Origin of the sequence: Streptomyces sp. NPDC053474 (assembly GCF_044544845.1) — a bacterium.
Classification (GTDB): domain Bacteria; phylum Actinomycetota; class Actinomycetes; order Streptomycetales; family Streptomycetaceae; genus Streptomyces.
On record NZ_JBITXV010000014.1, the window covers coordinates 248,052 to 261,615 of the forward strand.

The window sequence follows — 13,564 nt, forward strand, 5'->3', positions numbered from 1 at the left end:
TACATCCTATTCCCCACCTTTTTGCACGAAACTTCGCACGAAGTCCTCGGCATTTTCTTCGAGTACATCGTCAATTTCGTCAAGTACCGAGTCGACGTCGTCGCTCAGCTTTTCCTGGCGCTCCTTGAGGTCCTCGGATGCCTGCGCGTCCTGGGTCTGCTCCTCGACCTCCTCGGTGGAGCGCGTCGCCTTCTGCTGTCCGCCGCCGGTGTCCTTGGTCGCCATCTACCTCACCCCGCTCGGTTAGACGTTCTTGATCAGACCCTACAATCCGGGTCCGACATCGGCCCCGCACTTCGTGGAACGTGCGGGGCCCACCTCTGTGATTCCCCGGCCGTCGCGCTTTCAGCCGCGGTTCAGCCTCCGGAGAGCACGCGGACCAGATCTTCCGCCGTGCGACACCGGTCGAGCAGCTCCTTCACGTGATTGCGCGTTCCGCGAAGGGGCTCCAGGGTCGGGACCCGCTGGAGGGAGTCCCGGCCGGGAAGGTCGAAGATCACCGAGTCCCAGGAGGCCGCCGCGACGTCGTCGGCGTACTGCTCCAGGCAGCGGCCGCGGAAGTAGGCGCGGGTGTCCTCGGGGGGCTTGGTGCGGGCGCGCTCGACGTCGGACTCGTCCAGGAGCCGCTTCATCTTGCCGCGGGCCACGAGGCGGTTATAGAGGCCCTTCTCGGACCGCACGTCGGCGTACTGGAGGTCGACCAGGTGCAGCCGGGCGGCGTCCCAGTCGAGGGCGTCACGGCGGCGGTAGCCCTCCATGAGTTCCCGCTTGGCGACCCAGTCGAGCTCTCCGGAGAGGCTCATGGGGTCGTGCTCCAGACGGTTGAGCACGTCCTCCCAGCGGGCCAGGACGTCCTTGGTCTGGTCGTCGGCGTCGGCTCCGTAGCGCTCTTCGACGTACTTGCGGGCCAGCTCGAAGTACTCCATCTGGAGTTGTACGGCTGTCAGGGTGCGGCCGCTACGGAGCGTGATCAGTCGCTGGAGGGACGGGTCGTGGGAGACCTGGTGGAGGGTGCGGACGGGCTGGTCCACGGCGAGGTCCACGGCGATGAAGGCGTCCTCGATCATGGCAAGGACGAGGGAGGTGGTGCCGAGCTTCAGATAGGTGGAGATCTCCGAGAGGTTCGCGTCGCCGATGATCACATGGAGGCGGCGGTACTTCTCGGCGTCGGCGTGGGGCTCGTCGCGGGTGTTGATGATGGGCCGCTTGAGGGTGGTCTCCAGGCCGACCTCGACCTCGAAGTAGTCGGCGCGCTGGCTGAGCTGGAACCCGTGCTCGTGGCCGTCCTGGCCGATGCCGACGCGGCCCGCGCCGGTGACGACCTGGCGGGAGACGAAGAAGGGCGTGAGGTGGCGCACGATGTCCGAGAAGGGGGTCTCCCGCTTCATCAGGTAGTTCTCGTGCGTGCCGTAGGAGGCGCCCTTGTTGTCGGTGTTGTTCTTGTAGAGGTGGATGGGCTGGGCGCCGGGGAGCTGGGCCGCGCGCTCGGCGGCCTCGGCCATGATGCGCTCGCCGGCCTTGTCCCAGAGGACGGCGTCGCGGGGGTTGGTGACCTCGGGCGCGCTGTACTCGGGGTGCGCGTGGTCGACGTAGAGGCGTGCCCCGTTGGTGAGGATGACGTTGGCGAGGCCGATGTCCTCGTCGGTGAGCTGGCTGGCGTCGGCGGCTTCGCGGGCGAGGTCGAAGCCCCGTGCGTCCCGCAGCGGGTTCTCCTCCTCGAAGTCCCAGCGGGCGCGTCGCGCCCGGTGCATCGCCGCGGCGTAGGCGTTGACGATCTGGGACGAGGTGAGCATGGCATTGGCGTTGGGGTGGCCGGGGACGGAGATTCCGTACTCCGTCTCGATGCCCATTACTCGCCGTACGGTCATGCGGCCCTCCTTGCCCGGCGGCGCCCTCGGTCGGGGGCGCAGCTCAAGTACCGCTGGTGCTCCGGTGCGTGTGCGGTGCCCGTCCCCGCACTGCGCGACTCGGCGGTAGGAAAGAGCCTAGAACGCCTCTGCGCTGGTGGGGAGATCATTTTCTGCTTTGCTCTCGCTGGGTCGCGGACGCGGCCGCGAGGTGTCCGCGAGCGGCGGAAAACAGTCGGCTGCGGGTACCCGTGGAGGGCACCCGCAGCCGCCCTGTTTCCTACAGGTACTGACCGGTGTTCGCCACCGTGTCGATGGAGCGTCCGGTGTCGGCGCCCTGCTTTCCGGTGACGAGGGTGCGGATGTATACGATCCGCTCGCCCTTCTTTCCGGAGATGCGGGCCCAGTCGTCCGGGTTGGTGGTGTTGGGCAGGTCCTCGTTCTCCTTGAACTCGTCGATGCAAGCCTGGAGGAGGTGAGCGACCCTGAGGCCCTTTTGGTTCTGTTCGAGGAAGGCCTTGATGGCCATCTTCTTGGCGCGGCCGACGATGTTTTCGATCATGGCGCCGGAGTTGAAGTCCTTGAAGTAGAGGACTTCCTTGTCGCCGTTGGCATAGGTGACTTCGAGGAAGCGGTTCTCTTCGGATTCGGCGTACATCTGCTCGACGACGGACTGGATCATCGCGTGCACCGTGGCGGCCTTGTCGCTGCCGTGCTCGGCGAGGTCGTCGCCGTGCAGCGGGAGGCGCTGGGTGAGGTACTTGGCGAAGATGTCCTTGGCCGCTTCGGCGTCCGGGCGCTCGATCTTGATCTTCACGTCGAGGCGTCCGGGGCGCAGGATGGCGGGGTCGATCATGTCCTCGCGGTTGGAGGCGCCGATGACGATGACGTTCTCCAGGCCTTCCACGCCGTCGATCTCGGCGAGCAGCTGCGGGACGATGGTGTTCTCCACGTCGGAGCTGACGCCGCTGCCTCGGGTGCGGAAGAGGGATTCCATCTCGTCGAAGAAGACGATGACGGGGGTGCCTTCGCTCGCCTTCTCCCGGGCTCGCTGGAAGACCAGGCGGATGTGGCGCTCGGTCTCGCCGACGTACTTGTTGAGGAGCTCGGGTCCCTTGATGTTGAGGAAGTAGCTCTTGCCGGCGGGCTGGCCGGTGACCTCGGCGACCTTTTTGGCAAGGGAGTTGGCGACGGCCTTGGCGATGAGTGTCTTGCCGCAGCCGGGCGGGCCGTAGAGGAGGACGCCCTTGGGCGGCCTGAGTTCGTGCTCTTTGAAGAGGTCGGGGTAGAGGTAGGGGAGCTCGACGGCGTCGCGGATCATCTCGATCTGGCCGCCGAGGCCGCCGATCTTGTCGTAGCTGATGTCCGGGACTTCTTCGAGGACCAGTTCCTCTACTTCGCTCTTCGGTACGACTTCGTAGACGTAGCCGGAGCGGGGTTCGAGCAGGAGGGCGTCTCCGGGGCGGATGGTGACGTCCAGGAGTGGCTCGGCGAGCCTGACCACCCGCTCTTCGTCGGTGTGTCCGAGCACGAGGGCCCGTTCACCGTCCTCGAGGATCTCCTTGAGGGTGACGATGTCTCCGACGCGCTCGAATTCCATGGCCTCGACCACGTTGAGCGCTTCGTTGAGCATGACTTCCTGGCCGCGCCTGAGCTCGTCGAGCTCGACGCTTGGGCTGACGTTCACGCGGAGTTTGCGGCCGCCGGTGAAGATGTCGGCGGTGCCGTCCTCATTCGCCGTGAGGAAGACTCCGAAGCCTGCCGGCGGCTGTGCGAGCCGGTCGACTTCTTCCTTGAGGGCCACGATCTGGTCGCGGGCCTCGCGGAGCGTGTTGGCGAGCCGTTCGTTCTGTGCGGATACGCCGGCCAGGTTGGTCTGCAGCTCGACGATCCGCTCTTCGAGAATCCTCGTGTGCCGCGGAGAGTCGGCGAGCTTGCGTCGCAGGACGGCGATTTCCTGCTCGAGATAGGCAACCTGACCGGCTGGGTCTTCAGACCCTCGCCCCGGCCGGATGCCGCGGTTGATGTCGTCGTCGTGGGCTGCCACGGTCCTCACCTCCTCCAAGGGGAGCTGGACGCTTCCTGACCCTACCTGGGTGGGTGCTGATTGAAACCCCTAGATCACAAAGACGGTGGGGGTGTGTCCGATCTTCACCCTTGCGCTCTCCCTCACGCCAGGGGAATACCCACCGAACAACATCGGAAAGCTGCCGGTTGTAGGGTCGAACTGTTCAACACCCGTCAGGGGTGGCCGGACTTGCTGCAAAGTCGGCCGGGCCTGGCGCAGTTTCGGCAGGAGAGATGACCGTGGGGCACGACGCTCGGACCGTCGGTGAGGGGCAGGACTCCCTCGAGGTCTGGATCGATCAGGATCTGTGTACCGGGGACGGGATCTGCGCTCAGTACGCGCCTGAGGTCTTCGAGCTGGACATTGACGGTCTGGCGTATGTGAAGGATGCGGACGACGAGCTGTTGCAGGCTCCTGGGGCGTCGACGCCGGTTCCGCTTCCGCTGTTGCGGGACGTGGTGGACTCGGCGAAGGAGTGCCCTGGGGACTGTATTCACGTACGTCGGGTTTCGGACAAGGTCGAGGTCTATGGTCCGGACGCAGAGTGACCGAATAGTTTCGCTGTGTTAGCGATCGCGTGTCACCTGGGCCCGTATCCGCCGTGTGAGGCGGGTGCGGGCCCTCTTCGTTGTGTCCGGGTGTCGTCGGGCGGGGCCGGTGGTGCCGGGCCCGGCCGTTCACACGCTGCGTGCCTCGCCGCTTGTCGAGCGGGTGAACGCGCCGTTCTTCCAGCGCCACTTGGTCGCGTCGCGCCGGTCGGGGCAGCAGCGGGGCACGTCGGGCGAGGAGTAGCCGAGGAGCGTCGCGGAGACGGTGGTGCCGCGCACGCGCAGGTCCTGGGCGGTGATGCGGTCCTTGGGGTCGACGAGGGTGGCCACGATGCGCGGGGTGCCCTGGCGGGACCTGGTGAGCACGTAGACGCCGTCGGGCGGGGTGCCGGAGCCCGCCCTGCAGTGGACGGCGGCGACCGCTTCGGGGCGGCCGTCGCCGTCGAGGTCACCGGTGGCCTTCTGGGCCACAACGGGCTTGGCGGTGCCGCAGTTCAGGGGGTACGCGACGGCGGCGGGGTCGGGCGCGGGGGCGGCGGCCTTGGATTCCGTTTGGGTGCGCGTCGGGGCGGCGGTGGCCGGGTCGGGGCCCAGGAAGGCGGAGGCCGCGACGACGGCGGCGAGGGCGGCCGCGGTGGCGACCCAGTGGATGGGGCGCGTGGCCCACGGCTGGTTCACCGCGTGAGCCAGTTCCGGGACGGCGGGGTGCTGCACGAGGAGTGTCTCCTGTGAGGGCTGTGCCGGTGGTGGTGGGATGGCCAGCATCGTGTCACACCTCACAGGGGCGCGGAACACCGGGGTACGGCCTGGTCGCGGGCGCTCAACAGGACGGCGCCGCCGCCGAGTTCCCGTGCTACTTCGGGAACTCGGCGGCGGCGCCGGTGCGTTGGTAACGGCGGGTGCGGCCGCCGTGGTGCCGCCGTGCGGCCCGTGGGGGCCGGTGGATCAGCGGGGGTTGCCGCCGTCGGCGTTCGGACCGCTGTAGTCCTCGCCGTAGGCGCCCTTGGCGGGGCGGCGGCGGCGCATGGGCGGCTCGACGCCGTCCGCGAGGCGGCGGGCGGTGAGCAGGAAGCCGGTGTGCCCGATCATGCGGTGGTCGGGGCGGACGGCCAGGCCCTCGATGTGCCAGTTGCGGATCATCGATTCCCAGGCGGTCGGCTCGTTGAAGCCGCCGAGCTCACGGATGGACTCGACGGTGCGGGCCAGCTGCGTGGTCGTGGCGACGTACGCGCACAGGATGCCGCCGGGGACGAGCGCCTTGGAGACGGCCTCCAGGCACTCCCAGGGGGCGAGCATGTCGAGGATGACGCGGTCGACCTCGGTGTCGGACAGGTTGTCCTGGAGGTCGCCGACGGTGAGCTGCCAGGCGGGGTGGGGCCCGCCGAAGTAGCGCTCCACGTTCTGCTGGGCGATCTCGGCGAAGTCCTCGCGGCGCTCGTAGGAGTGCAGCATGCCCTGGTCGCCGATGGCGCGCAGCAGGAAGGCGCTGAGCGACCCGGAGCCCACCCCGGCCTCGACGACGCGGGCGCCGGGGAAGATGTCGGCGAAGGCCAGGATCTGCCCCGCGTCCTTGGGGTAGACCACGGCGGCGCCGCGGGGCATGGACAGGACGTAGTCGGGGAGCAGGGGGCGCAGCGCGAGGTACGCGACGTTCCCCGTGGTGCGGACAACACTGCCCTCGGGCGCGCCGATCAGCTCGTCGTGCGGGAAGGAACCCTTGTGGGTGTGGAAGTTCTTCCCGGCTTCGAGCGTGAACGTGTAGTGGCGTCCCTTGGGGTCGGTGAGCTGGACCTGGTCCCCGACCTTGAAGGGCCCGCGACGGCGGGCGGCACCGGTCGGTTCGGACATGTGACCAGCCTACCGGCCGTGGCGGGTGCCGCCGACCACCGGCGGGGCGGGGCGGCTCAGGTGGGGCGGGCCATGGCCTTGACGAAGGCGCGCTCGACGTCGGCGGCGGAGAGGACTCCGTAGATCTCGCCGGAGGTCTCGACGACGAGGTACTCGGTGGCGGGGGTGGCGCGCAGCCGGTCGAGGAGTTCCTCGCCCGCGAGGTCGGCGGGGACGCGCATGCCCTCGGTGATGTCCTGGGCGAGGCCGCTGACCGTGACCCAGGGGCGGCGGTGTTCGGGGACGCCGACGATGGCGGCCTCGCGGACGACGGCCATGGGGTCGCCGTCGGTGTCGACGACGACGAGGGCGCGGGCTCCGGCGGCGTTGGCCCGGCGCAGGGCCTCGGACAGCGGGGTGTCGGTCTCCACGGGGACGGCGCGGCGGGTCAGGGCGCGGGCGCGCAGCTCGGGCAGGTGCTCGCGGAGGCGGGCCATGCGCAGGCTGTTGCCCGCGCCGGTCCAGATGATGGCGGCGAGGATCGCGGCGAGCAGGGCGTCGGTGACGGTGTCCATGCCGCCGAGGTCTTGGTCGTCGCCGCCGAGCGCGCCGGACTGGTTGAGGACGGGGAGTCCGACGAGGACGGCGATGGCGAGGGCGCGGCCGACCCAGGCGGCGGCGACGGTGCCGCTCATGGGCCTGCCGGTGATCTTCCAGACGACGGCGCGGAGCATGCGGCCGCCGTCCAGGGGCAGGCCGGGCAGCAGGTTGAAGATCGCCACGATGAGGTTGGAGATCATCAGGCCCGCGATGAGGACGCCGGGCACGGTGTCGGGTTCCACGGCGCGCATGGCGACGTAGAAGACACCGGCGAGTACGAGGGAGAGCAGGGGGCCGACGAAGGCGAGGACGAATTCGCGGCCGGGGGTCTCGGACTCCTTTTCGATCTCGCTGACGCCGCCGAAGAACTGGAGCTGGATGCGGCGCACCGGCAGCTTGAAGCGGAGGGCGGCGACGGTGTGGGCGAGTTCGTGCACGAGCACGGAGGCGTAGAAGGCGACGGCGAAGAACAGCGAGACCAGGTAGCGGGCGCCGCCGAGCTCGGGCAGGACGCGGTCCAGCTGGTCGCCGAAGACCCAGGTGATGAGGGCGGCGACGAGGAACCAGCTGGGCGCCACGTAGACGGGCACCCCGAAGGGGCGGCCCATGAGGAGACCGCCGCCGGGATTCTTGGGCTGCTCCTTCGCCGGGTCACCCCCGGCACGGCCGCCGCTCGCCGCGGGGCGCGGCTTGGCGATGTCCACGCGGGGCGGCGTGGGCGCGGGGCGTTCGGGGGCCTCCGCGGGGGTGGGCTCCGGGGCACGGGTGGTGCCGGGCTCGGGGGCCCTGGGCTCCGAGGGCTCGGGCTCTGGCGCCGGGGCGGCGGGGGCCGCCGGGGCTTCGAAGGCGTCGGGCTCAGGGGCCGCAGACCCGGCGACCTCGTTCGACACCGCGGGCTCGGAAGCCTCGGGCTCGGGCGCCTCGGGGTCCGAGGTCACGCGCTGCGGAGCCGTGGGCTCGGAAGGCTCGGGCTTCGGCGTCGCGGGCTCGGGGGTCGCGGGTTCGGGCTCGGCTCTGGGCGGTTCAGGGGTCGCGCGCTCCGAGGGCTGCGGAACCGGTTGGTTCGAAGGCTCCTCAGGGGTGTCGTCCGTCGGGGGGTCCCAGGGCTCGGTGCCGCTCGTACGCTCCCGGGCCGGGCCCTCCGTCGTACGCTCCGAGGCCGTGCGCTCCGGAGCCGGGCCCTCCGTCATACGCTCCGGGGCCCCGGCCGTGGGGTCCGGTGTCGGCTCGGGACCGTCCGTCCGCGGGCGTGCCGGATGCGCGCCCGCCGGGTCGCGCTCGGGCGTGCTGTCGGACTGCGGCCTGCCGCTCCCGCCGCTTTCGTCCACGGTGTCCCCTCGTTCGAAGCGTCCCCCGCTCCTGCCGTGGGCGCGGGTGCACGCACGATCATGCAGGGCGAGAGGGTCTGTCGTCGATGGTATGCGGCCGTTGTCAGTGGTGGGTCGTAGGGTCTGGGGTCATGGAGACCAGGACCGACGCCGCCGCGGCGTCCGCGACCGCCGCGCGCCCGGCCTCGCTGTCACCCTCGCGCGCCAGCGACTTCATGCAGTGTCCGCTGCTCTATCGCTTCCGGGTGATCGACAAGCTGCCGGAGAAGCCGAGCGAGGCGGCCACGCGCGGCACGCTGGTGCACGCGGTCCTGGAGAGGCTCTTCGACGCGCCCGCGGCGGAGCGGACCGCGCCGCGCGCCAAGGCCCTGGTGCCGGGGCAGTGGGACCGGCTGCGGGAGGCGAAGCCGGAGCTGGCGGAGCTGTTCGCGGACGACGCGGAGGGCGAGCGGCTCGCGCGCTGGCTCGCGGACGCGGAGCGCCTGGTCGAGCGGTGGTTCACGCTGGAGGACCCCACGCGGCTGGAGCCCGCGGAGCGGGAGCTGTTCGTGCAGGCGGAGCTGGAGTCCGGCCTGAAGCTGCGCGGGATCATCGACCGGGTGGACGTCGCGCCCACGGGCGAGGTCCGGATCGTGGACTACAAGACGGGCAAGGCGCCCCGCCCGGAGTACGCGGAGGGCGCGCTGTTCCAGATGAAGTTCTACGCCCTGGTGGTGTGGCGCCTGAAGGGCGTGCTGCCGCGCCGCCTCCAGCTGGTGTATCTGGGCAGCGGCGACGTGATCACGTATGACCCGGTGCCCGCGGATCTGGAGCGGGTCGAGCGCAAGCTGCTCGCGCTGTGGGAGGCCATCGTCGCGGCGACGGAGTCGGGCGACTGGCGGCCGCGGCCGACGAAGCTGTGCGGCTGGTGTGACCACAGGGCCGTCTGCCCGGAATTCGGCGGCACTCCCCCGCCGTATCCGCTCGCGGTGAGGCCGCCCGAGTCGGGCGGCGGCGAGCAGGGCAGAATGGGCCCGGGCTAGGCGAAGGAGAGTTACGTGGCCATCCGCGTCCTACTGGTCGACGACCAGCCGCTGTTGCGCACCGGTTTCCGGATGATCCTGGAGGCCGAGCAGGACATCGCGGTCGTCGGCGAGGCCGGAGACGGCCTACAGGCTCTGGACCAGGTGCGGGCGCTGCAGCCCGACGTGGTCCTGATGGACATCCGCATGCCGCGGATGGACGGGGTGGAGGCCACCCGGCAGATCACCGGGCCCGGCCGGGACGGCCCGGCGAAGGTGCTCGTCCTCACCACGTTCGACCTCGACGAGTACGTGGTGGAGGCGCTGCGCGCGGGGGCGAGCGGCTTCCTCCTGAAGGACGCTCCGGCGAACGAGCTGGTGCAGGCCATCAGGGTGGTGGCGGCCGGTGAGGCCATGCTGGCGCCGAGCATCACGCGGCGGCTGCTCGACAAGTACGCGGGGCATCTGCCCTCGGGCGACGAGCCGGTGCCGGACACGCTGCACACGCTGACCGAGCGCGAGGTGGAGGTTCTCAAGCTGGTGGCCCGGGGGCTGTCCAACGCGGAGATCGCGGCGGATCTGTTCGTGAGCGAGACGACCGTGAAGACCCACGTGGGGCACGTGCTGACGAAGCTGGGGCTGCGCGACCGGGTGCAGGCCGCGGTGTACGCGTACGAGAGCGGTCTGGTGCGGCCCGGGGCCCAGTAGCCGCCGCGGCCCGGGGTGCAAGCGGTCACCACGGGTCGGCCGGGACATGACGATGCGGCCCCTGCTTCCGGAAGGAAGCGGGGGCCGCATCGTTTCTGCTAGTCCTTGCTCAGCTCCCAGAAGCGGAACACGGTCGACGCGTCGAGGCAGGACTCCACGCCGTAGACGTTCTCGCGGACGACGGCGTACTGCTTGGCCTGCCAGACCGGGAGGAGGGGGACCTCGGTGGCGACGAGGTCCTGGAGTCGGCCGTAGTCCTTGTCGGTCGAGGTGCGGTCGCTCTGCGCGGCCGTCGCCGGGATGATCTTCTCGGTGATCGTGTCGTTGTCGTAGCGGTTCGACAGGACGTTGCCCTTGCCGAAGAACGGCTGCGTGAAGTTGTCCGGATCCGGGTAGTCCGGCACCCAGCCCTTGACGTACACGCCGTACTTGCCGGCCTTGATGTCCTTCTCGTACTGCTCGAACTCGACGGACTTCACGTCCGCCTCGAACAGACCGCTGGCGTTGAGCTGCTTGGCTATGGCGCGCAGCTCCTGGTCGGTGGCCGGGCCGTAGCGGGACGGCGTGGACCACAGGGTGAGGCGGACCTTGCCGTCGTAGCCGGCCTGGCGGAGGGCCGCGGACGCCTTGTCGCGCTGCGGACGGGCGCCGTAGGTGTCGAAGAACGCGGTGTTGTGGCCGCCGATGCCGGCCGGGACGATCGAGTACAGCGGCGTCGCCGTGCCCTGGTACACCTGGTCGACGAGCGCCTCGCGGTCGAGCAGGTAGGCGATGGCCTTGCGCACGCCGGGCTTGCCCACGACCGGGTCCTTGACGTTGAAGACCAGGTGCTGGACCTCGGCGCTGGTGCCCTCGACGACCTGGAGCTTGCGGTCGTTGTCCTGCTGGATGTCGGAGATGTCCGCGGCGGCGAGGCCTCGGTAGGCGACGTCGATCTTCTCGTCGGTGATCGCCTGCTTGAGGGCCTTGCGGTCGCCGTGGAAGAAGCGGAGCGTGACGCCTTCGTTCTTCGGCTTGACGGAGCCGTGGTAGCTGTCGTTGACGGCGAAGACGGCCTCGTCCTTGCTGAAGGAGTCCAGCTTGTAGGGGCCGGAGCCGATGGCCTCGCCGTCGGCGCGGAGCTTGTTCGCCGGGTACTCGCGGTGGTCGACGATGGAGCCCGCGCCGGAGGCGATCTTGCTGGGGAAGGTCGCGTCGGGGACCTTCAGCTTGAAGACGACCGTCTTGGCGTTGGGCGTCTCGACGCGGTCGAGCATCGGGAACATCAGCGCCGGGCCCTTGCCGTCGTTGATGTTCATCATGCGGTCGAAGGAGAACTTGACGTCCTTCGAGGTGAGGGCGTTGCCGTTGCTGAACTTCAGGCCCTGGCGCAGCGTGCAGGTGTAGACCTTGGTCTGCTGGTCGGTGAAGCCGCACTTCTTGGCGGCCTCGGGCTCCGGTTCGGTGGCGCCCTTGGGGAAGCTCAGGAGCGACTGGAAGACGTTGTTGAACAGGAGCCAGGAGCCCGGGTCGTAACCGGAGGCCGGGTCGGTGGCGACGACGTCGTCGGACATGCCGACGACCACGGAGTCGCTGTCGTCGGCCGATCCGGAGGACTCGGAGCCACAGCCGGTCAGCAGGGCGGCGGCCAGGCCCGAGGAGAGGGGGAGGGCCAGCCACGGGTTACGGATTTTCACTTGCGTGCCTTGTCGTTGTTTCTGTCGGCGTGTGGGGCGTCGATCAGTCGCCCACACCGCGGGCGAGCTCCCACAACTGCAGGTTGGAGGAGGAGTTGAGAGCCCATTCGACGCCCGTGATGTCGTCACGGGCGGCGATGTACTGCTTGCCCTGCCACAGCGGGAGCACCGGGACGTCCTCGGCCACGATGTCCTGGATCCGCTCGATGCTCTTGGCGGCGCTGAGGCGGTCGGCCTCGCGGCGTGAGGTGGGGATCAGTTCGTTGTTGATGGTCCGGTTGCGGTAGGGCGAGCTGAGGAAGTTGTCCTCGGCGAGGAACGGCGCCAGGAAGTTGTCGGCGTCCGGGAAGTCGGGGAACCAGCCCATGCCGTAGACGTCGTACTTGCCGTGCTGCGCGGCGGCGCGGAAGGTGTTCCAGACGTCGCCCTTGACCTTGACGTCGAAGAGGCCGCTGTCGTTGAGCTGCTGGCTCAGGACCTCGAACTCCTTCTTCGTGGCCGGGCCGTAGTGGTCGGTGGTGTAGTGCAGCGTCAGCTTCACCGGCGTGTCGATGCCCGCTCCGGCGAGCAGGTCCTTGGCCTTCTTGACGCTGGGCTCGCTGTAGCGGTTGAAGAAGGAGTTGGAGTGGCCGGTGATGGTGGTCGGCACCAGGGAGTACAGCGGGTCGGCGGTGGAGCCGTAGACCTTGCTCACGAGCGCGCCGCGGTCGATGACCTGGGCCATGGCCTGGCGGACCGCCTTGTCCTTCACGCTCTTCGCGTCGGTGTTGAAGGCGAGGTAGCGGATCTCCAGGCCGGGCATGTCGACGAGGTCGAGGTTCTTGCCCGGGTTCACGTCGAGCTGCTTGATCTGCTCCGGCGACATGGTGCGGGTCATCAGGTCGATGTCGCCGTCCTCCAGCGCCTTGCCCATGGCGGTGGTGGTGGCGAAGGTGCGCAGCTCGACCTTCTTGTTCTGCGGGGAGAAGGAGCCCTTGTAGTTCGGGTTCTTGGTGAAGACGGCCTTGACCAGCTCGTGGTTCTTCACTTCCTGCTTGACGGTGTACGGCCCGGAGCCGTCGAGGGCGAAGCCGTCGCGCAGCTTGCCCTTGCTGTAGTGGTCGGGGCTGACGATGCCCGCGGTCGGCGTGGCGAGCTTGTACGGGAAGGTCGCGTCGGGGGTCTTCAGATGGAAGACGACGCCGCGCTCGCCCTGGACCTCGATGGTCTCGACGTTGGACACGAGCTGGGCGGAGCCGCTGGGGTTGGTGACCTTCATGTCGCGTACGCGCTCAATGGAGAACTTCACGTCGGCGGCGGTCAGCGGCTTGCCGTCGGCGAACTTGAGGTCCTTGCGCAGGGTGCAGGCGTAGCGCTCGTTGCCGGTGTCGGTGAAGCCGCACTTCTGTGCCGCCTCGGGCTCCGGCTCGCCGCCGCCCCCGCGCGGCAGGGCCATCAGCGTCTGGAGGGTCTGGCGCAGGACGTTCCAGGACCCGGCGTCGTAGGCGTACGCCGGGTCGAACGGGGCCGGTACCTCTTTGGAGGCCGTGAACCGGTCGGTGGTGCCCGCTGCGATGGGGTCGTCGCCGTCCCCGCTGCCCGAACCGCCACACGCGGCAAGCGCGGGGGCGAGCAGACCTATCAGGGCCGGCAGCACCAAAGTCTTGCGGTTCATGCTGGACGTTCTCCAGAGCTCTTGATCCCGTGTTTCCGGCAACGGCGGGGTGGGGTTGATAGGGGCACGGGGGGTGGCGGCGATGTTCTCGCGACGAGATTAGTCCGCACCCTTAGGGGCGTTGACGGAGACCGGAGTTGGGCTGCCATCACGCAGGGATACGGGGTGTGGACGCACCGATAACGCGACAGTGGAAGGTTTCGTGCACGGCCGGGCCAATCGGGACACAAGGGCATGTCCCCACAGGGGTACACCACCCCTTCTGCACAAGTCGGCACGGCTGTCGACCCTCTTACCAGTGGGAAAG

General features: G+C 69.3%; 11 protein-coding genes. 3 read left to right on the forward strand and 8 right to left on the reverse strand.

Translation table 11 applies throughout. The features are described from left to right. Positions 1 to 6: 6 nt before the first annotated feature. The 3 genes from ACIG3E_RS30730 to arc form a co-directional block, all read right to left on the reverse strand. The gene (locus ACIG3E_RS30730) at positions 7 to 225 is read right to left on the reverse strand and encodes a ubiquitin-like protein Pup (RefSeq protein ID WP_006350198.1); all 219 of its coding nucleotides are present in this window, start codon (positions 223 to 225) and stop codon (positions 7 to 9) included. A 131-nt stretch (positions 226 to 356) separates the two neighbouring features. Continuing rightward, the gene (gene dop, locus ACIG3E_RS30735; RefSeq protein WP_399622823.1) at positions 357 to 1,868 is read right to left on the reverse strand and encodes a depupylase/deamidase Dop; all 1,512 of its coding nucleotides are present in this window, start codon (positions 1,866 to 1,868) and stop codon (positions 357 to 359) included. Positions 1,869 to 2,127: 259 nt separating this feature from the next. After that, on the reverse strand, positions 2,128 to 3,894 hold the full coding sequence (arc, locus tag ACIG3E_RS30740) for a proteasome ATPase (RefSeq protein WP_399622824.1): 1,767 nt from the start codon (positions 3,892 to 3,894) through the stop codon (positions 2,128 to 2,130). A gap of 254 nt (positions 3,895 to 4,148) precedes the next feature. Here arc and ACIG3E_RS30745 point away from each other — a divergent pair, with 254 nt between their 5' ends. Further along, positions 4,149 to 4,463: a ferredoxin gene (locus ACIG3E_RS30745; RefSeq protein ID WP_138958699.1), complete on the forward strand. Its 315-nt coding sequence runs from the start codon at positions 4,149 to 4,151 to the stop codon at positions 4,461 to 4,463. Positions 4,464 to 4,592: 129 nt separating this feature from the next. Here the strand turns inward: ACIG3E_RS30745 and ACIG3E_RS30750 are convergent, their stop codons facing one another. The 3 genes from ACIG3E_RS30750 to ACIG3E_RS30760 all read right to left on the reverse strand — a co-directional run bounded on the left by ACIG3E_RS30750 (position 4,593) and on the right by ACIG3E_RS30760 (position 8,218). Further along, complete coding sequence (locus ACIG3E_RS30750; protein ID WP_399622825.1) at positions 4,593 to 5,177, reverse strand: hypothetical protein; 585 nt, start codon at positions 5,175 to 5,177, stop codon at positions 4,593 to 4,595. 231 nt (positions 5,178 to 5,408) lie between these two features. After that, positions 5,409 to 6,311 carry a tRNA (adenine-N1)-methyltransferase gene (locus tag ACIG3E_RS30755; protein ID WP_138958700.1) on the reverse strand — a complete coding sequence of 301 codons (903 nt, stop codon included), beginning with the start codon at positions 6,309 to 6,311 and terminating at the stop codon, positions 5,409 to 5,411. A 56-nt stretch (positions 6,312 to 6,367) separates the two neighbouring features. Next, positions 6,368 to 8,218 carry a site-2 protease family protein gene (locus tag ACIG3E_RS30760; RefSeq protein ID WP_399622826.1) on the reverse strand — a complete coding sequence of 617 codons (1,851 nt, stop codon included), beginning with the start codon at positions 8,216 to 8,218 and terminating at the stop codon, positions 6,368 to 6,370. Between the two features lie 131 nt (positions 8,219 to 8,349). Between ACIG3E_RS30760 and ACIG3E_RS30765 the strand changes: the two genes are divergently transcribed. Together ACIG3E_RS30765 and ACIG3E_RS30770 are read left to right on the forward strand one after the other, a co-directional pair. Continuing rightward, the gene (locus ACIG3E_RS30765; RefSeq protein WP_399622827.1) at positions 8,350 to 9,240 is read left to right on the forward strand and encodes a RecB family exonuclease; all 891 of its coding nucleotides are present in this window, start codon (positions 8,350 to 8,352) and stop codon (positions 9,238 to 9,240) included. 15 nt (positions 9,241 to 9,255) lie between these two features. Next, positions 9,256 to 9,927 (forward strand): response regulator transcription factor, encoded by a 672-nt coding sequence (locus ACIG3E_RS30770; protein WP_016639462.1) that lies wholly within the window; start codon positions 9,256 to 9,258, stop codon positions 9,925 to 9,927. Between the two features lie 98 nt (positions 9,928 to 10,025). Here the strand turns inward: ACIG3E_RS30770 and ACIG3E_RS30775 are convergent, their stop codons facing one another. After that, complete coding sequence (locus ACIG3E_RS30775) at positions 10,026 to 11,603, reverse strand: ABC transporter substrate-binding protein (protein WP_399622828.1); 1,578 nt, start codon at positions 11,601 to 11,603, stop codon at positions 10,026 to 10,028. A gap of 43 nt (positions 11,604 to 11,646) precedes the next feature. Further along, positions 11,647 to 13,257, reverse strand: coding sequence for an ABC transporter substrate-binding protein (locus ACIG3E_RS30780; protein ID WP_399622829.1), 1,611 nt, complete (start codon positions 13,255 to 13,257; stop codon positions 11,647 to 11,649). Positions 13,258 to 13,564 lie beyond the last annotated feature (307 nt).